Source organism: Pseudomonadota bacterium (assembly GCA_039033415.1).
Lineage (GTDB): Bacteria > Pseudomonadota > Gammaproteobacteria > Xanthomonadales > SZUA-38 > JANQOZ01.
Genome location: JBCCCR010000038.1, coordinates 44,139 through 63,007, shown reverse-complemented (window position 1 = coordinate 63,007; position 18,869 = coordinate 44,139). Strand labels below are relative to the sequence as shown.

Sequence of the window (18,869 nt, the reverse complement as noted above, 5' to 3'; positions counted from 1 at the left end):
GTAAACGCCGGCAGTTATCCTGGTTACATTTAACGGGCTGCTGTTGTATCCCGGGTATGGCTCCCGCACCCCAAATTATTTGGGGTGTCAGTTTCAGGGCAAATTGTTTTAATTCTGCCCATTTACCCTGACCCCAGCCCTTCCTTTAGGTCGGATCCGCAACCTTCAGCAGCTGTTTACCCTGGTTTGCACCGGTGAAGATGCGCTGAAATGTCTCCGGTGCATTTTCCAGGCCCTCCTGCAGGTCGATCTGGTATTTCAGGTCACCTGACTGAACCCAGCCCGACAGTTCTTGTAGCGCCTCGCCGTAGCGTTTGGCGTAGTCGAGAATAATGAAGCCCTGCATACGGCCGCGCTGCACAATGAGATTGGCGTAGTTTTTGAGCCCGTCAGCACCGGTGGCGCTGTTGTAGCCTGAGATTGCGCCGCACAGCACGACCCGGCCGCCCAGAGCCAGGCCGGCGAGGGCGGCATCCAGCGTTGGTCCACCGACGTTGTCGAAGTAAAGGTCAATGCCTTTGGGGAAGTGCTGTCGAAGCGCTTTGCTCAACTTTTCCGACTTGTAGTCGATGACCCCGTCGAGACCGGCAACCTCGCTGAGCCAGCGGCACTTTTCTTCCCCACCGGCCATGCCCACAACTCTGGCGCCCTTAATGCGGCCGATCTGCGCGGCTACCGAGCCGGTGGCGCCGGCGGCGCCGGAGACCAGCACCGCGTCTCCCGGCTTTACCTCGCCCACATCCAGCATGCCGAAATAGCCGGTCAGGCCGGTCATGCCGAGCACGCTCATCGTCAGCTGCGGGTCGATGCCCGGATGGAGCTTGCTCGGCGGAATGGGTCCGGCGCCGTTGCTGACGGCGTAGTCCTGCCAGCCAAAGCCGCCGTTCACGAGTTCACCGGCCGCATAATCCGGGTGATTCGATTTGACCACCTGGGCCACCGAGAAGCAGCGCATCACCTCGCCGATCTGGATCGCCGGCAGGTAGCTGTCCTGCGCGTTCATCCAGACCCGCATGGTGGGGTCGAAAGACAGGAAGAGATTTCGGACTAAAAATTCCCCGTCACCCGGCTCGGGCATTGGGGACTCCTGCCAGCTGAAGTTTTCCCGAGACACCATGTCCTTTGGGCGCGAAGTCATGATCCACTGGCGATTAACGTCGGTCATCCGGTTGCCTGCTTATGTCCAAAACAGCCCGCATCATAAACCGTTCGCAGGGATTTCGGTTACCGCGGGAATGCGGTTTGCCTTCCAGCGGGCCGGCGCCCAGCGCCAGAACGCCTCGGGCGAGGTCAGCGCCTCCGCTGGAGGTTCTTCCTGGCCAAGAAACGACCAGGCCCGCGCCAGCGCCGGCATAGGCTGCTGTGGGTCGATAGGTCGTGCGCCGGTCTGTTTGCTCAGCTTGTTGCCCTGTTCGTTGAGGGCCACCGGCAGGTGAAGATAAGCCGGCTGCGGCAGCCCGAGCAGCCGCTGCAGGAACAGCTGTCGAGGCGTGGAGCCGATGAGGTCGCTGCCGCGCACCACTTCGGTAATCCCCTGAAAATAATCGTCGACCACCACGGCCAGCTGGTAAGCGGGCTGGCCGTCAGCTCGCCACAGGATGAACGCGCCCACCTCCGTTTCGAGCTGCTGACCGTAGGCTCCCTGCAGCAGATCGTCGAAGGCATAGCGCCCGCTCACCCGAACGCGCCAGCTGCGTCGCTCGCGCCCTGGCGGCAGACCGCCGCTGCAGGTTTGTGGATACAGGTGCCCGTGCCCCAGATGGCGGCGACTGCAGCCGCAGGGAAACACGTGACCGCTCGCTTTCAGTCGATTGAGCGCCTGTTGGTAGGCGGTGGTACGCGTGCTCTGAAAAAGCGTTGGTTTATCGGGCGACATGCCGAAGCGCTTCAGGTCCGCCTCGATGGCCTCGGCGGCGCCGGGTCGCTCGCGGGGCGGGTCGATATCTTCCATCCGCAGAAGCCACCGCCCCTGCTGCTGACGCGCCTGGGCGTAGCTCGCGAGCGCGGCAATCAGCGAGCCCATGTGCAGCCGGCCCGTCGGAGACGGGGCAAAGCGTCCGACGTAGCTCGCGGCGCGGGCCATCGATTCAGGCGCGCTCCCGCCGCTCGCAGTAGACCCAGAGCTCGGTTGCCCCGCAGACCGCAGCGGGCATCACCGCAAAATTGACCACGGGAATCAGCGTCATCACGGTCAGGGTCCCGCCAAAGCCCAGCGCGTACCAGCGATGCTCGCGGATCCAGCGATGTTTGCCGCCGAAGCCCAGCCCGGCGTTACCCAGCGGATAGTCGAGATACTCGAAGGCAAAGATCCATATGCCCACCAGCAGCCACACCCACGGCGCCAGCAGCGTGGTGGGTGGAAACAGCCAGCAGGCCAGCGCCAGTAGGGCAAGAAAGGCAAAGTAGAGCCACTTGCGGAGCTCTCCCAGAGTGGCCTTCAGAATCTGGCCAGCCCAGGCGCCCGCTCGCTGCGTTTCGTCGATGCGGTGACCGAGCCGGTCTGCCACCCGCTCGGCCAGCCGATCGTTGAAGGGTGAGGCCAGGAGGTTGGCCACCATGGTGAAGGTGAAATACACCACAACGAGCAAAACGATTGCGGCCAGCGGCAGCAGGACCCACCACAGCCAGCCCAGCGACGCCGGCAGCAGCGTCTCCAGCCAGTCGCCAAAACGCGTTAGGGAATAGGTGGCAGCGGCGCCAAAGACCAGCAGATTGATCAGCAGCGGGACCAGCAGAAATCGACGTAACCCTGGCCGGCGAAGCCAGCCAAACCCGCCGAGCGCAAAGCCGGCGCCTCGTAATACTTGCGCAATCATGGGCGACTATCTTTCCTTTTGGCACGCGGTCCGCCCACTGCCAAGAGTTGCCTCGGTGCCAGGCGGCTGTCAGCCGGGGGACTTGATTCGCCCCACAACAAAACCCAGATCAACGGTTTGACGCAACACATCAAGCGAATTCCTCGCGACTCGTCGGCCTGGCTGGCCAGGCGAGTGGTTTAAGACCTGGAGGCATTATGACCCGGATTTTTCTTTTTCTGGCAACCAACATGGCGGTCATCGCGCTGGCGACAATTGTCCTCAAGGTGCTGGGTATCGAGGACGCGCTGGCCCGCAGCGGGAGCGGCATCAACCTGACGGGGCTCCTGATCTTTTCCGCCGTATTCGGCATGGCGGGATCATTCATATCGCTGGCCATGTCGAAGTGGCTGGCGCTCAAGAGTACCGGTGCCCGCGTCATCAAACAGCCGGCCAACAGCACCGAGGCATGGCTGGTCGACACCGTCAAACGGCAGGCGGAAAAGGCGGGCATCGGGATGCCGGACGTGGCGGTCTACGACGCGCCTGAGATGAACGCGTTTGCCACGGGCATGAAGCGCAACGATGCGCTGGTGGCCGTGAGCACAGGGCTGCTCACGGCGATGACGGCCGACGAGGTTGAGGCGGTGCTCGGCCACGAGGTGGCGCACGTAGCCAATGGCGACATGGTAACCATGGGCTTGCTGCAGGGAGTTCTGAACACCTTTGTGATCTTTTTTGCCCGCATCATCGGCATGGTGGTGGATCAGGTGGTGTTCCGCAACGAACGCGGCGGCGGCATGGGCTATTTCCTGGTGGTCATGGTGGCTCAGGTCGCCCTCGGCCTGCTGGCGAGCATCATTGCCGCCTGGTTCTCCCGGCAGCGCGAGTTCCGCGCCGACCAGGGCGGGGCGGAGCTGGCAGGTCGGGACAAGATGATCAGCGCGCTACGGCGGCTGAGCCAGACCTATGGCCACAGCTCGTTGCCCGACTCGGTGGAAGCGTTTGGCATCAGCGGCAAAGGCACGGCGGGGCTTAAGCGCCTGATGATGACGCACCCGCCGCTAGAGGAGCGCATCGCTGCGCTGGCCTCGGGCTAGCCGTCTCCGTCGTCGGGCGTCTTAGTGCCCGGCGCCGGATCCGCCTTTGGCGGCGGAATCCGGCCGCTGTCCCGCAGCGCCTCCCGCAACAGAAACTCGATCTGGCCGTTGACGGAGCGCAGGTCGTCGTCAGCCCAGCGCTGAATGGCGGCGAAGATGTCATCGCTCATTCGCAGCGCAAACGCCTTTTTGCGGGGCATCAGCTAACTCCTGGCCGACCGCCTTGGCGAGGGTTAGTAGAGCGTACCGGTATTGAGCACCGGCTGGGCGTTGTCTTCACTGCAAAGCACCACCAGCAGATTGCTCACCATGGTGGCCTTCCGCTCTTCGTCCAGATCAACAATTTCCTGCCGGCTGAGCTCCGACAGCGCCAGCTCGACCATGCCGACGGCACCTTCCACAATCCGCTCCCGGGCCGCAATGATGGCTGAGGCCTGCTGGCGCCGCAGCATCGCGTTCGCAATTTCCGGCGCATAGGCCAGGTGGCTGATCCGTGCCTCGATCACCTCCACTCCGGCCTTCTCCAGCCGATCCTGGATTTCTTTCCGCAGCGACTCGGAGATCTTCGCGGGGTGGCTGCGCAGGGAGGTCTCGTCTTCCTTGTCGGACTCGTACGGATAGGACGTGGCCAGGTTACGAAGCGCAGCCTCGCTCTGGATATTGACGAACTCTTCGAAGTCATCCACCTCAAATACGGCCTCTGCGGTATCGACGACGCGCCAGACCACCACCGCGGCAATCTCAATCGGGCTGCCGGAAGATTCGTTGACCTTCAGCTTCCCGCTTTCGAAGTTACGCACCTTCACGGAAACAGCCTTCTTGGAGTAAAAGGGGTTTGCCCAGCGGAGTCCGGGGTTACGCGCCGTGCCCACATAGCTGCCGAACAGCTGCAGAACCTTGGCTTGGTTCGGGTTGACCATAAACAGGCCGAACCAGAGGATGAGAATTCCGATGTTCAGCAGCACCGCCGGAATCTTCCAGAGATCGCTGGACGCTTCCACGGCGAAGACAAACGCCAAAACACCGAGCAGCTGAGCGACCGCGAGACCGACTAGCATGACGTAGCCCGAGCTGACCTTTATGACTTTTTCTGTATTCATCCGATCGCCTTGAATTGAAAAGATAACAAAATGATATCAAATCAACTCAGATGTTGCAGTGCCGTTCGTCATCGGTCCGGCGGCGGCGCAAAAAAAAACCCGGCCAGTAGGCCGGGTTTGAGGTGACGGAAAGGAATGGCTTAAGTGGTGGCGGCTGCCCAGCGTGCGGATGCAGGCAGCCAAAGCGCCGTCAGAACACCGGAGTTGAAGACGCTGCCGGCTTTCCGTCATGGGGGAAAAAGGAGAGCTGTTGGAGGCTGTTGTCGGCCGCCGTGTCCGCGGCGGACGTGCGACCGCTGTGGCGGCTCAGAGCTCTCTGCGCTGCTGGAGACACAAATTCAAAGCAGGAGCCATCGCTGAACTGCAGCATCAACAGCGACTCTCGGCCTCCACTGACGGGCCTGGAGATGATTCCGGTGACCGTTTTGCCAACGACCGACTGGCTCGCCCGCTGCTGCCGGGCGCTGGGGCCCGCGTCGTGGCGCTTGCCGGACGGGTTCTCGGGAAGCGGAAAATCGACGAGTTGTTGGGTGGCTTGCATGGCGTTCTCCTCTAGCGCGAAGCTATTGGATCACGCCGAATTCTCATTTCCTGAGAATCGTCGAGTGTCCTGTGAAGCTTTTTTGCCCTGCCGCAGAATCATCACGTTACCGGTGAGCACCAGGGCCATACCGGCCAGGAGCCAGCGGCTGAGCTCCAGGCCCTCAAACGCCACCGCCAGCAGCGTTGCCACCACCGGGAACATCACCACCGTATAACCTGCGCGGTGGGCGCCGATCCGGCTGACGAGGGTCAGGTAAAGGACAAAAGCCACGATGCTGCCGGCCAGCACCAGGTAGAGCAGAGAGCCGACGTAGGCAATCGACGGATCGAAGAGAAACGGCCGCCCCAGGGCCAGGCAGACCAGCAGGTTGAACAGCGCCCCGTAGCTCATGCCCCAGGCGTTCACCTGGAGCACCGGCAGCTGCGTCAGCGCGTGCTGCGACAGGATGTTGCCCAGCGAGGCTGAAAGCGCCCCCATGAGGCTGAAGGCGCCGCCCAGAAGCACCGCGTCGGATACTTCGACCGTCGAAAGGGAAGGCCAGAACAGTACAACGATGCCCAGCATGCCGAAGGCGGCCCCGAGAAGCACCTCACGCTCCGAGCGCACCTTGAGAAAGATCCTGGCGTTCAAAATGTTCAGCCACAGGATGCACGAGAATATCAGCGCGTTGAGCGCTGAGCTGACGTACTGCTGGGCTGCGTAGGCCATCAGATAATTCAGGCTGAACATCAGCGCGCCGACCCCGGCAAACAGCTTATGCTCCGCCAGGTTGAACCTCAGCGTCCGTCCGGTCACGGCGCAGAATCCCAGCAGGAGCAGGGCCGCAAGGGCGTAACGATAGAAGACCGACACCTCCAGCGGGACCACTCCCAGCTGGTAGTTGATGGCCAGCCAGGTGCTGCCCCAGACCAGAACGGTGGTGCCGTAGATCAGCGGGTTGTTCAAAAAGCCAACTTCCTTGGAGATCGATTGAGAACAGTTATGTTCCGCTCAGCAGGTGCAGGACGGACACATGTCGGCCGTGGTGCTGCGCTGCCAGTCATCGCATGGGTCAACCCGTCGCTGTGGCTTAGCGGTCAGCAATACGGCCCTCAGCCGGGCCGCCAGATAATAACGCCTGAGCCAGGCGCTGAAAAAAGTGCGTGGCCAGTGGCCGTTATCGAGGCCAAAGCGCTGACGCATTAGCCGCGTGTGCCGGTATACAACCCCTCGATCGGGTGTCGGTGTTTTCATGCTGAACTCCCATCACCTGGTAAGGGTGAGACTACCGGATCACTGAACAATGCACAGATACAAAAAAACGATTATTTAACCTATACAGTTGTTCAGTGTGATGTGTTCACCTATGCTCAGTGCACAGAACAACAGGGGATCAGCCCATGAAACCAACCTCTAATGATGTGAAGGCTCAGCATTTGATGCCCGTAGTAGCGAGAAAAAGTATTCGGCTGCTGGCGATAACGTTGGCGATGGTGGCGGGTCCGGCAGCCGCCCACAAGCTGACCGTCGACAAAAACGGTTGCCATCAGGAGACCAAAAGCGGCCAGTTTCACTGTCACGAGGGGCCGTTGAAGGGCCGCAGCTTCGCCGATCGTCGAGCCATGAACGCCGCGCTGGTGGCGGCACGCCTGGGTCAGAAGAAGCCTGAGAAGGAAGGCAAACCCGGCAAAAACTAGGGGAGCGAGTGCCGTAGGGGCCGCCTGCGAAGCAGACTGATCCGCTGATCCGGCAGCAGCGGTCAGGTGCCCCGCACTTTGCTAAATTGACAGACCTAGACAGATTGGACGCTGTGATGAAAAATTTTCGACTGCTGCTGGCCGGGCTCCTGGGAACGCTGCTCTCGCCGGCAATTTTGGCGCACGATACCTCGCTGAACGAAGATGGCTGCCACAAGGGCAAGAAGCATGATGACTACCACTGTCATGCCGGCGCTCTCGAAGGCCGTAAGTTTCAAAACCCTGAGCAGGCGGCGCAGGCGCTGATCACCGAAGCGGTTCGCCCCAAGGACCAGTCCACTGCGGGCCAGCCGGAGCCGGAAGACCGCGACCCAAGCTGAGGCCCTGAAGGCTCAGTGGCCGCCGGTCACTGAGCTGTAAACAAAGCCGACCAGAATCACCGCCACCGTCGGCGGTATCACCCACCGAATCCAAAACACGAGCCACGGCATGCCGCCGGTGGGGTCAATTTCCTGTGCCGTTGTTCGCTTTCCTAAGCCCCACCCCAGCCCGGTAATCGCCAGCAGGGAGCCGAGGATAAACATGCCGGAGCCAAAGATGGTGTCCAGCATGCCCAGCCACTGCGGATTAAACGCGATCGGCGTCACCAGGATCGCAATCGCCAGTCCAAACGCCGGCGTCAGCCAGCGGCGCAGCGGCGCCAGGAGCTTGAGCTCGCCAAAGCCGGTGGTCAGGGTATCCAGGGTGGCGACGATACTCAGCAGCGCCACGCTGACCCAGGACAGCAGGAAAATGCCGGCCAGCCAGCGTCCGCCGGGCAGCAGGCTGAAAAGGTGGGGCAGGGTGTCGAACAACAGCCCGGGTCCGGCCGTCATGTCGATGCCAAACATCAGCACCGCCGGCACCACAAAAAGTGCCGCCAGCAGCGCGGCCATAACGTCCAGGCCGGCGGTTGTCAGCGCGGTGCCGAGCACCGCCTGCCGCCGGCGCAGATAGCTGCCCAGCACCACGCCGACGGTGCCGGAGAGGCCCACCGAAAAACAGGCCTGACCCAGCGCGGCAAAGGCGACGTCGACGTTCAGGCGCGAGAAATCGGGCGTGATAAACCCCGTCAGCTTGTCAAACGCCCCGTCCAGCCGCAGGACCGCAAAGATCAGATAAACGGCCGCCACGCCGAACAGTGGCACAAGCACCACGTTGGCCAGCTCGACACCTCGTTTGAGCCCTCGCGTGACAATCAGCGTTGAGGCCAGCACCACCAGCAGCGCAAAAGCCAGCTGCAGCGGATGGTTGCCAAGCTCCTGCTGATAGGTTTCCAGCGTTTGCTCTGCAAAGCCGTGCCTCACGGCAAACCAGGTGCTGTAGGCAACGTTGCCGACCACCAGCGAATAGTAGCTTGCGGTAACGAGCACGCTCAGCAGCACGATGATGCCCGCCGCAGTGCCCGGCGTTTTACCGAAGGCCGCCGCCATGGCGCCGATCGGCCCGCGGCCGGTGGATCGCCCAAACGCCCACTCCGCGCTCATGGCCGGCACGGCAAAAGCCAGCATCAGCAGCAGATACATCACGAGAAAAGCGCCGCCGCCGTGCTGCCCCATCATGTAGGGAAAGCGCCAGACGTTGCCCAGCCCAACGGCGAGACCGGTCATCGTCATGACGGTTGCCCACTGGGAAGAAAACTTCGGTCGACTCATGGCTGACGCGTCACCGGCTTGGCTCTGTGGTCGATATTACATTGGGATCTAGGCATCGGGCTTGAGAAGACGCTGAGGGATTCAGCCGGCCCGGGGTTTGAAATGCCCCGACGGAGAGTCCGCCGGGGCATTGAGTCGGTCAGGCTCCGCTAAAAGCGGTAGCTTGCCTGCAGAGCGATGGAACGGGGCCGCTCGACAAAGCCGTATGCGCTGTTGGAACCAAAGGTGCCGGACAGCGGTACCGGGTTGGAGTAGCGGATCACGTCTTCGTCGTTCAGGTTCCGGGCCAGCAGCGCCACTTCCCACGTGTCAGCCTGATTGCTCAGGGCGAGACGCAGGTTGATCTTGGCGTAGGCGTCCTGCACCGTCAGCGGATCGTTGTTTTGCGCGGTGAAGAACTCGTCGGTGAAGTTGATATCGAGGTTGCCGCGGAAAAACAGCGAGCTACCGATGTCCGTGCGGTAGTCAAAACCGACCGAGCCGGAATAGTCCGCGACGTACTGGTTGGTTTCGCCGGTGCGGTCACACAGGCGGTCACCTTCCGGATCGGGCTCGCCAAAGAAGCACTGGCCGTTCTGGAAGTTCTTGAACTCGAAGTCCGTGAACGCCACCGCGCCGTACATACCCCATGACTCGGTGATCTGCCAGCGACCGTCCAGCTCCACGCCCTGGATGTCAGCCTCGGCGGCGTTGCCCACGTTAAAGCCCAGGATGCCGTCGAAGATACTGATCTGCAGATCTTCGTAGGAGGTGAAGAATGCCGCGGCATTCAGCTCCGCAGCGCCGTCAGCGAGCCGCATCTTGGCGCCGATCTCCAGAGAGTCCGCCTGCTCGTCCTCGAACTCAAAGGTGCCGTCAGGCAGCGTTCCCGGCGCGAAGATACCCGGCACGCCGATCGCCGAAGCGCCCGGAATCGTGTTGGAGCGGGTGTCGAAGCCGCCGGCCTTGAAGCCGGTGGAGAACGAGGCATAGAGCATCGTGTCGTCGGTAACGTCCCACTGACCGTTCAGCGAGATATCGGTGGAGCTGTCATCGCGCTGGCCAACGAGGTCGTGGCCAATCACCTGGATGCCGAACAGGCCGGCGTAGACCGCGGCCGCGGTGCCAAAGCGCAGCGGCTCGGTGGCCGGATTGATCGGTTGACCGGTGGCAAAGTCGGACAGCACGATGTTGCGCGTGGCGTCCTTGGACTCATCGGTGTAGCGCAGACCGAGGCTTAACCGCAGCGTATCCGACACGTTCCAGGTAGCCTGACCAAAGATGGCCAGCGCGTCGGTGTCCTGGGTGAAGGTCCGGGCGGCCGAGCTGTTGACAAACAGGTCACCGGCGCCTGGACCCAGGAGGCCGTTCACAACCGGTCCGATGAGGCTGTTGCCGGGTACGCCGGTAGCGTCAGGCGAAGACTGGTCGTTGGTCTGGTAGAACGCACCGACGATCCAGTCGACGGTTTCGCCACCGGGTGAGGTCAGGCGCAGCTCCTGGGAGAACTGGTCGTAGTCTTCCTCCAGCGGGGCGAGAATCACGTTGGCGCCGCTGAAGTCGCAGTCGCATAGCTCGCTGAACTCATACTGCACGTAGCTCGTGATGGACGACAGCGTGAAGCCGCCAAAGTCATAATCGACGTTCAGCGTGAAGTTGTCCGACTCGTTGTTGCTGAAGTCGCCGTTGGCGCTGCGGCGGAAATCCTGAGTCACGTCCAGCGCCGACGGGTCCTGCCCTAAGGCCAGAACCTGGAACTGGGAGTAGGGAATCGCCAGCGGGTTGGTCGGAATCGGACCGGGAAACCCGTAGGTATCGCTGAAGATCTCTACCTGGCGGCCGCGCACGTCAAACTCGTTGCGTTCGAACTTGGCGCTGACGCTGAGCTGGTCGGTCGGATCCCAGCGCAAGATGCCGCGAACCGTCAACTCGTCGCGGTTGGGCTCGTCCCCGCCGATGGTGATGTTTTCGATGTAGCCGTCCATGTCGCGCTTGCGCACGGCGAGCCGGCCGGACAGCGTCTCGCTGATCGGGCCAGAGAGAATGACGCTCACTTCCTGTTCGCCGTGGTCCGGCTCATACAGCGCCGACACCTGGCCTTCGAATTCCTGGGTCGGCTGCGCGGTCGTCAGGCTGATGGCGCCGGCGATACTGTTCTTACCGAACAGGATACTCTGGGGGCCACGCAGCACCTCAACGCGCGCCATGTCGAACAGCGGGGCGCGGGCCAGCTGGCCGCGGCCGTAGTGGACGCCGTCCACAAACATGGACGAGGACTGTTCAAACCCCGGGTTGATGCCCGAGCCGATGCCGCGGATATAAATGTTGTTGCCGATGCCGGTTTCGGACATCGTCAGGTTGGGGACGTAGTTTTGCAGGTCGTCGATCTTCTTGAGCCCGACGTCTTCCATCTTGCGTCCGGTAACAACGTTCACGGAAATTGGGACGTCCTGGAGGCTCTGTTCACGCTTCTGCGCGGTTACGACAATTTCTTCCAGCATTGGGTCTTGCGCTTGCGCGGGCAGCGCAAGCCAAATTCCAGTAGCGAGCAGAGTCGTGCGGGTCAGCGCCGACCGAACTGGCGTAGATTTCATGGTCCCCTCCTGGGATTGTGGTCAGTGCGCCCCTTATACGCTAAATGTTGGGTTTTTTGTACTACCGTTTGAATTTGCGTGAGCCCCTCGGAGAGCGTCAACGCAGCGGGTGAGGCCGAAACCTTGCGCCAGCCGCGGTAAGATACGGCCCCCACCGGCAGCCAGACACGGAGCGCAGCCCTATGCCCGATCAGTTGACGACCCCGCAGGCCTACCTCTACCGATACGAAAGCGAGTGCCCTCAACAGCCGTATCTTCATCAGCCGTCGGATGATGGCACCCGGGTTTTTACCTGGGGTGACTGCGCCGACCAGGCGCGCCGGCTGGCCAGCGCCCTGCGCGCGATGGGTTTCGAGCCCGGCGACCGGATCGCCATTTTTTCGCGCAACTGCGCTGAGTGGATCATCGCTGATCTCGCGCTGATGGTCGGGGGCTACATCTCTGTGCCGATCTACTCCTCGGCCAGCGAGAGCACCACGCGCCACACGCTGGAAGACTCAGGCAGCCGGGCGGTGTTTGTGGGCAAGCTCGACCATCCGGAAGAGCAGGACGCAGGTATCGGCCCGGAGGTGGTTCGCATCGCGTTTCCTTACCCGACCCTCGACTGCCAGTATCAGTGGCAGGACCTGCTCGATCAGCATGAACCGCTGGCCGAAAGCTTTGTGCCGGCGCCCGACGACGTCATGACGCTTCTGTATACCTCCGGCAGCACCGGCAAACCGAAAGGTGCGGTGCACACCTACCAAAGCTTCCTGTACGCCGGCGACCAGATTGGCAGAGCGCTCGACTTTGGCCCTGAGGATCGACTGCTCTCCTACCTCCCGCTGGCTCACTGCACCGAGCGGTCCTATGTGGAGGCTTCCTCGATCGTGCATCAGGGGCAGCTGTGGTTTGTCCATTCAGTTGATCGCTTTATCGACGCATTAAAAGAGTGCCGACCGACCTTTTTTGGTTCGGTGCCGCGTCTGTGGAAAATTTTTCAGCTGCAGGTGCTGGATAAGCTGCCCGCCCAGCGCCTGGCGCTGCTGCTGAAGCTGCCGATCATCAGCGGTGTGATCAAACAACGAATCCGGCGCCAGATGGGCCTGGAGCATTCGCGCTGGTTTATGAGCGGATCCGCGCCGATCGCCGGCTCGCTGCTCGACTGGTGGGAAGCGCTCGATATGCCTCTGTCCGAAGGCTGGGGCATGACCGAAACGTTTGCCTACGGCACGCTGCTGCCCTTTGGCGGGGAGATCCGCCGTGGCACGATCGGCAGGGCGTGTCCCGGCACCGAGCTGCGCCTGAGTGAAGAGGGTGAGCTGCAGATCAAAACCGTTACAGCGATGACCGAATACTGGAACGATCCGGAGAAAACCGCCGAGAGTTTCACGGACGACGGATTCTTCAAGACCGGCGACCGCGCTAACATCGATGCCGACGGCTACGTCCGGATTACGGGGCGCGTAAAGGAGATCTTTAAGACCGCCAAAGGCAAATACGTGGCGCCGGTGCCGATCGAGGGCCGGCTGGGTCGTAATCCGTTTGTTGAGCTGGTGTGTTTGGTGGGATCGGGCATGACGCAGCCCGTGGCGCTGGTGGTACTCGCGGAAAGCGCGGCGGATGAGTCTCGGGAGGCCCTGGCGGAAAGTCTCGATCAAACCCGCAAGGAGCTGAACGAGACTCTGGAATCGCACGCAAAGATCGGCCGGATTTTGGTGGTTGGCGAAACCTGGGACACGAGTAACGGTTTGCTGACGCCCACCTTAAAGGTGCGTCGACATCAGGTGGAGCAACGCTACGCCGCGGCGCTCGCTGAGGACCACAAGCAGCCCGTCGCTTTTTTGGCGCAATAAAAGTGGCCGTTGCCGGGTCTACTGCGGATACCCCGTGGACCACGGTTTGTTTCACCACAACAATCAGGAATTCTTAATGAAACCCACATCCTCATTCATCGTCGCGGCGTCGCTGCTGCTGCTGGCCGCCCTGACGTCTGCTCAGGCGCAGGTTCCCACCGACGCGGCTGACGTCAAGCCGCTGCTGCCGGGCCTGACGGCGCCGGCTTTCTCGGCTACCACAGCGAGCGGCGATACCTTTACCCTCGATCCTGCGGACATGGAGCGGCCGGCGGTGCTCATCTTCTATCGCGGCGGCTGGTGCCCGTTCTGCAACCTTTACTGGTCAAAGCTGCGGGAGATCGAGGAAGAGATGGCCGCGATGAACCAGGACGTGGTGTTCATCAGCCCTGACCGGCCGGAGCTGCTGGCTGAGGCGCTGGCTGACGAACAGGATCAGCCGAGCTACCTCCTCGCGTCGGATGGCGACTCCAAAATCGCTGAGGCGTTCGGCATCGCGTTTCGGGTGGATGACGAAACCTATAAGAGAATGAAGCAGTATGAGTACGACCTGGAGGAGATCTCCGGCTTCAAACACCGTCAGCTGCCGGCACCGGCGGTGTTTATTGTCGATACCGACGGCATCATCAAGTTCAGCTACGTGAATCCGGACTATAAGGTGCGACTGCACCCGGACGTGCTGCTCGCAGCGGCCAGCAACCTGTCGGGATTTACGCTGAAAATGCAGCGGTAACGTGCACTTCGAGGGGGCTGCGGCCCCCTCCCACGGCCTTTGGGTTGAATGCTGTATAAATGTACAGTATTGTAAATCCCATGAAAGGTCGTGGCGCTGTATCTAACCCCGCAGGTCGATTTAACCTCCAGGTCACCCGGCCCGACCCGGCGCCGCCGCTGGATCGGATCGCCACTCAGGTTCGCACCGAGCCCAGCCGCACGATCATCACGCGTAACAGCTCGCCGGACATTCCGTTCGATCTGTCGATCAACCCCTATCGAGGCTGCGAGCACGGCTGCATCTACTGCTACGCTCGGCCCGGGCACGCCTACCTCGGCCTGTCGCCGGGATTGGATTTCGAAACTCAGATTTTCGCCAAGCCCCAGGCGCCGCAGCGGCTGGAGCACGAGCTTCGGGCGCCATCGTATCGGTGCAAGGTTATCGCGCTCGGCGCCAGCACCGACGCCTACCAGCCGGCGGAAAAGCGTATGGGCATCACCCGCCAGCTGCTGAAGGTGATGAATCGATTCTCCCAGCCCGTCAGCGTGATCACCAAAAGCAGTTTAATCCTGCGCGATAAGGCGCTGCTGGCGGAGATGGCCAGGCGCAACCTGGCGCAGGTGGCGATCAGCATCACGTCGCTGACGGCCGAGACAAAGCGCCTGCTGGAGCCCCGGGCGGCGTCCGCCCAGGTTAGGCTGAACGTGATTCGGGAGCTTACGGACGCCGGCATTCCGGTGAGCGTGATGGTCGCGCCGGTCATTCCAAAAATCACCGAACACGAGATGGAAGCCATTCTGAGCGCCAGCCGAGAGGCGGGCGCCGTGTCAGCGGGCTACATCCTGCTGAGGCTCCCGGCTGAGCTCGAATCGCTGTTTGCCGAATGGCTGGGGGAGCACTATCCCAATCGACGGCTGGCGGTGATGAACCTGCTGCGTCAGTGCCACGGTGGCGAAGTCTATCGAGGTGGATTCGGGCGGCGCATGCGAGGGCAGGGCCCGTTTGCCGATCTCTTTGCCCAGCGCTTTGCGCGGGCTCAGCGCAATGCCGGGCTGAGCGCTCGGGACGTGACGCTCGACACCTCCCAGTTCCGGCCGCCGCCAGAGGCGGGCGACCAGCTTTCGCTCGCGATTTAACGTCGCGGGACGCTAGAGATCGATCACCATGCCGGGTCGGCTGACCTGGGCCTCAACGCCGGTGTGATGTTTGAGATGGGCGGCAAAATCGTCGCCCGGCTCCGGCTCACCGTGAACCAGGTAGACCGGCGGCCGATTGCTGATGCCCTGGTACCAGCGCAGCAGGTCGCCCTGATCGGCATGAGCGGAGAGCCCGCCCACCGTGTGAACCTTGGCGGCAACGCGGATGCTCTGGCCGTGGATTTTCACGTAGTCGCGACCGTCGATGATCTGCCGGCCCAGGCTGCCGGGCGCCTGGAAGCCAACAAAAATAACGTGGCACTGCGGGCGCCACAGGTTGTGTTTCAGGTGATGCATGATGCGGCCGCCGGTACACATCCCGCTGCCGGCAATAAATATGGCGCCGCTCTCGATCCGGTTGAGCGCCTGGGAATCTTCCCGGCTTCGCGATAGCTGCAGGTTCGGCAGCGGCGGCATCTGGCTGATCTTGACCAGCTCTTTCGCCTCTTCGTCATAGAGGTGAGGGTAGTTCCAGTAGATGTCGCTCGCTTCGATGGCCAGCGGGCTGTCGAGAAACACCCGCCAGCGATCGATGCCCCACTCCTGGTAGTGTTGACCCAGCTGAAAGAGAATCTCCTGTGACCGACCGACCGCAAAGGCCGGGATCATGATGTTGCCGCGATCGGCCCGCGCGGCGGCAATAATCTCGCCGATCTCCTCAATAGTTTGGCTGCGATCGCGGTGGTTTCGGTTGCCGTAGGTGGACTCCATGAGCACCACGTCGGCTGAGTCCGGCGATACCGGGTCGCGCAAAATAGGCGTGTCGTACTGGCCGAGGTCGCCGCTGAAGACCAGGCGCTTGGGTTGATCCCCGGTCTGAACCTCCACCTCAACAACGGCGGACCCCATGATGTGCCCGGCATCCAGATAGCGGGCGCGGATGCCGGGTGCCGGTTCGAACCATTCGCGATAGCGTTGGCCGCTGAGCAGGTGCACCGTTTCCTGGGCATCGGACTGCCGATAGAGCGGGCTGTGGAGTGGCTTGCCCTTGCGGCGGCGTTTCCGGTTGATGCGTTCCGCCTCCATCTCCTGGAGGAACGCGCTGTCGGCAAGCAGGATCTTGGTGAGATCCCGGCTGGCGTTTTGGGCGTAGATTGGGCCCGAGAAACCCCGCTTTACCAGCAGCGGCAGTCGGCCCGAATGATCGATATGGGCATGGCTCAGAACCACTGCGTCGATGGCCGCTGGATCGAAGGGAAAGGGGTCGTGGTTGCGCAGGTTATTTTTCTTGCCGCCCTGAATCATGCCGCAATCGAGCAGGATCTGGTGTTGACCGGCACGGAGGATGTGGCACGAGCCGGTGACCTCGCCGGCGGCGCCGAAAAATTCCAGTTGCATGGGCTTTCCCTGTTGTTTTAAGGACGTTTTTCTTTTGGCGGCTGGGGGCCGCGTCACGGCGCCTTAGCCGTCGAGCGCGCGCCTGAGCTGCTCCCCGAGTTTGCGTCGGCGTTGACCCGTCACCGCTTCACCCTGGCAGGCGCGAATGTTCTGCGCCATGTGGTCAGGGTTGGAGGTTGCGGGGATTGCCACGGTGACCGCCTCGTGGCCGACAACATACTTCAGCATCAGCTCGGGCCAGCTGGCACATTCGTATTCCTGGGCCCAGGGCGGCAGCGGCAGTGACGCGAGGCGCCGAAACACGGCGCCGCCTTCAAAGGGTCGATTGACAATCACGGCCACCCCCCGATCTGCCGCCACGGGGAATACCGTTTCGGCTGCCGCCGGATTGACCACGGAGTAGTTCACCTGCACAAAATCGAGCGTCTCATCGCGCAGCACCTGAGCGAGTCGCTGGTGGGCGCTAGACTGATAGTGGGTCACGCCGACATACCGAATCCGGCCCAGTTCACGACGCTGACGAATCGAGGCCAGCTGCGTTCTTAGATCCAGCAGGTTGTGTACCTGCATCAGGTCAATGGTTTGTCGATGGAGTAGTTTGGCCGAGGTATCCATCTGGCGCTCGCCGGCATCTTTGCCTTCGGTCCAGACCTTTGTCGCGTAGAACAGCTCGTCTGAGATTTTCAGCTGTCGCGCGATGCTGCCCAGCATCGCTTCCGAGCGGCCGTACATTGGACTGGTGTCCACCATGCGGCCGCCGCCCTCGTAGAAGGCCGACAGCACCTGGCGGAGCTGTGTCAGCGAGGGATCGTTCGGCGGTACATCGAAGGTTTGCCAGGTACCCATACCGATCACCGGCAGCGATTGGCCGCTGGTTCCCATCGGTCTGCTGATCACCGCGCTGGCCGGCCCCGCGGCGTAGGCGCCCAGCGCGGCAAGCGCGCCGCCTAGCAGGCGTCGGCGATGCATAGCGATTTGGGATCACGCGAGGTACACAACATGACGGACACCATACCAGATCGTTGACAACGAACAGTCGATCCACGACTATACGAACACTTTCGTAAAACTGCGGGTTAAGGGAGCCAAAATCATGAAAACGCAACTGCTGGTGCTCATATGTGCCACATGGCTGGTGGGCTGTGCCTCCAGTGGCGGTGAGGTTGCTGATGCATCAGCGTCGACCACGGAAACCGAGAAGCAGCTCGTCGCTGAACAGGATACGGAATCGACCAGTGACGGTCGGCGCCTGGTATGCAAAAGGGAAAAGCCGATCGGTTCAAACCGGGTGGTCAAGGTTTGCCGGACCCGCGATGAGTGGAATTCAGATGCACAGCGAACCCAGCGTGCCATGGGACGCAACATGGGTCGCGGTGTGGGCTGCGCGGACTGTGGTGGCGACGGGTAAGCCGTTACCCAGCGCCACAAAAAACGGCGCTGCCTTGGCAGCGCCGTTTTCGTTTAGCGCGTATGTTTTCGCGCAGAATCGCGTTGAGTCAGTTCCGTCGGATGTTGATCGATCCATTAACGGTGTCGAGCGTCAGACGTCCGCCGCCTGAACCCAGCCGGCCTCGCAGGTCCTTCCCAACCATGCCTTTCTCGACGGGCAGGTTGAAGTCGTTACGAAGCTGGCCGTGGACCGTTTCAGCACGGATCTCCACGTCGGCATTGTCAGGCATATACACAATAATCTGGCCGTTGACCGACTCCAGCGACACCCGCTGATCGGAATTCAGACGATCCAGCTGCGCCTCTACCCGGCCGTTGACGGTTGAGAGTTTGGCGTCGGATTCGATCCCGCTGACCTCGATGCTGCCGTTGACGGTTTCAGCGTCCACCTCACCGGTCACTCCTTCGATAGAGATCGAACCGTTCACCGTCTCAATGCTGCGAAGGCGAGCGCCGGTTGGCACCATCAGCTCGTACGAGACCGAGCCACCGTCACCGGATCCCCACCAGCTGTTGGACTTCGAGTGGATCGTGTCGATCCGCAGATGATTGGGGTCGGCTTTGATCTTGACCCGGATTCGCTCGAGCGCTTTTTCCGATTTACCGGTGATGCGGTAGTTCACCTGGACGCGGGATTCGTCCCAGGACTTCAGCTCGATATCGCCGTTGATGTTGTCCAGGCTGATGCTGCCGCCGGTTTCCAGCGGATACGATTCGGTGATTTCCTGCAGCGTACGTGCCGCTGCCGGCTGACAAAGCAACAGCGCCAGCAGTGCAGGCGCCGCGCGGAGGATGTTGTGGCTGGCCGTGGTCATGGGTCCCTACGTTCCTGTTAAAGATTGGCTGAGTCTTTG

The 18,869-nt window shown here is 61.8% G+C and carries 20 protein-coding genes; 7 read left to right on the top strand and 13 right to left on the bottom strand.

From position 1 onward, the window contains the following. Positions 1 to 145: 145 nt before the first annotated feature. Genes AAF358_24030 through cysZ form a run of 3 tightly spaced genes read right to left on the bottom strand, consistent with a single transcriptional unit; the run spans position 146 to position 2,816 of the window. Complete coding sequence (locus AAF358_24030; GenBank protein MEM7708647.1) at positions 146 to 1,165, bottom strand: NADP-dependent oxidoreductase; 1,020 nt, start codon at positions 1,163 to 1,165, stop codon at positions 146 to 148. 33 nt (positions 1,166 to 1,198) lie between these two features. After that, complete coding sequence (gluQRS, locus tag AAF358_24025) at positions 1,199 to 2,083, bottom strand: tRNA glutamyl-Q(34) synthetase GluQRS (GenBank protein MEM7708646.1); 885 nt, start codon at positions 2,081 to 2,083, stop codon at positions 1,199 to 1,201. A 4-nt stretch (positions 2,084 to 2,087) separates the two neighbouring features. Then, a complete protein-coding gene (gene cysZ / locus AAF358_24020; protein MEM7708645.1) occupies positions 2,088 to 2,816 on the bottom strand; it encodes a sulfate transporter CysZ in 729 nt (242 codons plus the stop codon). A 197-nt stretch (positions 2,817 to 3,013) separates the two neighbouring features. Between cysZ and htpX the strand changes: the two genes are divergently transcribed. Beyond that, entirely contained in the window at positions 3,014 to 3,895 is an 882-nt protein-coding gene (gene htpX, locus AAF358_24015) for a protease HtpX (GenBank protein MEM7708644.1), read from the top strand. Here the strand turns inward: htpX and AAF358_24010 are convergent. The 5 genes from AAF358_24010 to AAF358_23990 form a co-directional block, all read right to left on the bottom strand. Further along, the gene (locus tag AAF358_24010) at positions 3,892 to 4,095 is read right to left on the bottom strand and encodes an Arc family DNA binding domain-containing protein (protein MEM7708643.1); all 204 of its coding nucleotides are present in this window, start codon (positions 4,093 to 4,095) and stop codon (positions 3,892 to 3,894) included. The genes htpX and AAF358_24010 overlap by 4 nt on opposite strands. 33 nt (positions 4,096 to 4,128) lie before the next feature. After that, on the bottom strand, positions 4,129 to 4,995 hold the full coding sequence (locus AAF358_24005; GenBank protein MEM7708642.1) for an SPFH domain-containing protein: 867 nt from the start codon (positions 4,993 to 4,995) through the stop codon (positions 4,129 to 4,131). A gap of 190 nt (positions 4,996 to 5,185) precedes the next feature. Continuing rightward, a complete protein-coding gene (locus tag AAF358_24000; GenBank protein MEM7708641.1) occupies positions 5,186 to 5,536 on the bottom strand; it encodes a hypothetical protein in 351 nt (116 codons plus the stop codon). 30 nt (positions 5,537 to 5,566) lie between these two features. Beyond that, the gene (locus AAF358_23995; GenBank protein ID MEM7708640.1) at positions 5,567 to 6,484 is read right to left on the bottom strand and encodes a DMT family transporter; all 918 of its coding nucleotides are present in this window, start codon (positions 6,482 to 6,484) and stop codon (positions 5,567 to 5,569) included. 45 nt (positions 6,485 to 6,529) lie between these two features. Then, the gene (locus tag AAF358_23990; GenBank protein ID MEM7708639.1) at positions 6,530 to 6,772 is read right to left on the bottom strand and encodes a hypothetical protein; all 243 of its coding nucleotides are present in this window, start codon (positions 6,770 to 6,772) and stop codon (positions 6,530 to 6,532) included. A gap of 146 nt (positions 6,773 to 6,918) precedes the next feature. Here AAF358_23990 and AAF358_23985 point away from each other — a divergent pair, with 146 nt between their 5' ends. Together AAF358_23985 and AAF358_23980 are read left to right on the top strand one after the other, a co-directional pair. After that, positions 6,919 to 7,215, top strand: coding sequence for a hypothetical protein (locus AAF358_23985; protein MEM7708638.1), 297 nt, complete (start codon positions 6,919 to 6,921; stop codon positions 7,213 to 7,215). Between the two features lie 116 nt (positions 7,216 to 7,331). Then, entirely contained in the window at positions 7,332 to 7,595 is a 264-nt protein-coding gene (locus AAF358_23980; protein MEM7708637.1) for a hypothetical protein, read from the top strand. Positions 7,596 to 7,607: 12 nt separating this feature from the next. Here the strand turns inward: AAF358_23980 and AAF358_23975 are convergent, their stop codons facing one another. Then, the gene (locus AAF358_23975; GenBank protein ID MEM7708636.1) at positions 7,608 to 8,909 is read right to left on the bottom strand and encodes a sodium-dependent transporter; all 1,302 of its coding nucleotides are present in this window, start codon (positions 8,907 to 8,909) and stop codon (positions 7,608 to 7,610) included. A gap of 149 nt (positions 8,910 to 9,058) precedes the next feature. Next, on the bottom strand, positions 9,059 to 11,482 hold the full coding sequence (locus tag AAF358_23970) for a TonB-dependent receptor (GenBank protein MEM7708635.1): 2,424 nt from the start codon (positions 11,480 to 11,482) through the stop codon (positions 9,059 to 9,061). A 182-nt stretch (positions 11,483 to 11,664) separates the two neighbouring features. Between AAF358_23970 and AAF358_23965 the strand changes: the two genes are divergently transcribed. The 3 genes from AAF358_23965 to AAF358_23955 all read left to right on the top strand — a co-directional run bounded on the left by AAF358_23965 (position 11,665) and on the right by AAF358_23955 (position 15,168). Then, positions 11,665 to 13,317 (top strand): AMP-binding protein, encoded by a 1,653-nt coding sequence (locus AAF358_23965; protein ID MEM7708634.1) that lies wholly within the window; start codon positions 11,665 to 11,667, stop codon positions 13,315 to 13,317. A gap of 76 nt (positions 13,318 to 13,393) precedes the next feature. Next, positions 13,394 to 14,050: a peroxiredoxin-like family protein gene (locus AAF358_23960; protein MEM7708633.1), complete on the top strand. Its 657-nt coding sequence runs from the start codon at positions 13,394 to 13,396 to the stop codon at positions 14,048 to 14,050. A 59-nt stretch (positions 14,051 to 14,109) separates the two neighbouring features. Next, complete coding sequence (locus tag AAF358_23955; GenBank protein MEM7708632.1) at positions 14,110 to 15,168, top strand: PA0069 family radical SAM protein; 1,059 nt, start codon at positions 14,110 to 14,112, stop codon at positions 15,166 to 15,168. Between the two features lie 12 nt (positions 15,169 to 15,180). On the opposite strand, the gene AAF358_23950 is transcribed toward AAF358_23955, so the two are convergent. Together AAF358_23950 and AAF358_23945 are read right to left on the bottom strand one after the other, a co-directional pair. Then, positions 15,181 to 16,566 (bottom strand): MBL fold metallo-hydrolase, encoded by a 1,386-nt coding sequence (locus tag AAF358_23950; GenBank protein ID MEM7708631.1) that lies wholly within the window; start codon positions 16,564 to 16,566, stop codon positions 15,181 to 15,183. Positions 16,567 to 16,629: 63 nt separating this feature from the next. Beyond that, entirely contained in the window at positions 16,630 to 17,535 is a 906-nt protein-coding gene (locus tag AAF358_23945) for an aldo/keto reductase (GenBank protein MEM7708630.1), read from the bottom strand. Between the two features lie 124 nt (positions 17,536 to 17,659). Between AAF358_23945 and AAF358_23940 the strand changes: the two genes are divergently transcribed. Next, the gene (locus AAF358_23940) at positions 17,660 to 17,974 is read left to right on the top strand and encodes a hypothetical protein (protein ID MEM7708629.1); all 315 of its coding nucleotides are present in this window, start codon (positions 17,660 to 17,662) and stop codon (positions 17,972 to 17,974) included. Positions 17,975 to 18,062: 88 nt separating this feature from the next. Here the strand turns inward: AAF358_23940 and AAF358_23935 are convergent, their stop codons facing one another. Further along, on the bottom strand, positions 18,063 to 18,830 hold the full coding sequence (locus AAF358_23935) for a DUF4097 family beta strand repeat-containing protein (protein ID MEM7708628.1): 768 nt from the start codon (positions 18,828 to 18,830) through the stop codon (positions 18,063 to 18,065). Between the last annotated feature and the right edge of the window lie 39 nt (positions 18,831 to 18,869).

Coding starts and splice junctions, on each gene's coding strand:
- AAF358_24030 (MEM7708647.1), bottom strand. CDS start 1,165: ATGACCGACGTTAATCGCCAGTGGATCATGACTTCGCGCCCAAAGGAC.
- AAF358_24010 (MEM7708643.1), bottom strand. CDS start 4,095: ATGCCCCGCAAAAAGGCGTTTGCGCTGCGAATGAGCGATGACATCTTC.
- AAF358_23985 (MEM7708638.1), top strand. CDS start 6,919: ATGAAACCAACCTCTAATGATGTGAAGGCTCAGCATTTGATGCCCGTA.
- AAF358_23975 (MEM7708636.1), bottom strand. CDS start 8,909: ATGAGTCGACCGAAGTTTTCTTCCCAGTGGGCAACCGTCATGACGATG.
- AAF358_23990 (MEM7708639.1), bottom strand. CDS start 6,772: ATGAAAACACCGACACCCGATCGAGGGGTTGTATACCGGCACACGCGG.
- AAF358_23970 (MEM7708635.1), bottom strand. CDS start 11,482: ATGAAATCTACGCCAGTTCGGTCGGCGCTGACCCGCACGACTCTGCTC.
- AAF358_24000 (MEM7708641.1), bottom strand. CDS start 5,536: ATGCAAGCCACCCAACAACTCGTCGATTTTCCGCTTCCCGAGAACCCG.
- AAF358_23950 (MEM7708631.1), bottom strand. CDS start 16,566: ATGCAACTGGAATTTTTCGGCGCCGCCGGCGAGGTCACCGGCTCGTGC.
- AAF358_24005 (MEM7708642.1), bottom strand. CDS start 4,995: ATGAATACAGAAAAAGTCATAAAGGTCAGCTCGGGCTACGTCATGCTA.
- AAF358_23935 (MEM7708628.1), bottom strand. CDS start 18,830: ATGACCACGGCCAGCCACAACATCCTCCGCGCGGCGCCTGCACTGCTG.
- AAF358_23980 (MEM7708637.1), top strand. CDS start 7,332: ATGAAAAATTTTCGACTGCTGCTGGCCGGGCTCCTGGGAACGCTGCTC.
- AAF358_23940 (MEM7708629.1), top strand. CDS start 17,660: ATGAAAACGCAACTGCTGGTGCTCATATGTGCCACATGGCTGGTGGGC.
- AAF358_23965 (MEM7708634.1), top strand. CDS start 11,665: ATGCCCGATCAGTTGACGACCCCGCAGGCCTACCTCTACCGATACGAA.
- gluQRS (MEM7708646.1), bottom strand. CDS start 2,083: ATGGCCCGCGCCGCGAGCTACGTCGGACGCTTTGCCCCGTCTCCGACG.
- AAF358_23955 (MEM7708632.1), top strand. CDS start 14,110: ATGTACAGTATTGTAAATCCCATGAAAGGTCGTGGCGCTGTATCTAAC.
- cysZ (MEM7708645.1), bottom strand. CDS start 2,816: ATGATTGCGCAAGTATTACGAGGCGCCGGCTTTGCGCTCGGCGGGTTT.
- AAF358_23960 (MEM7708633.1), top strand. CDS start 13,394: ATGAAACCCACATCCTCATTCATCGTCGCGGCGTCGCTGCTGCTGCTG.
- AAF358_23945 (MEM7708630.1), bottom strand. CDS start 17,535: ATGCATCGCCGACGCCTGCTAGGCGGCGCGCTTGCCGCGCTGGGCGCC.
- htpX (MEM7708644.1), top strand. CDS start 3,014: ATGACCCGGATTTTTCTTTTTCTGGCAACCAACATGGCGGTCATCGCG.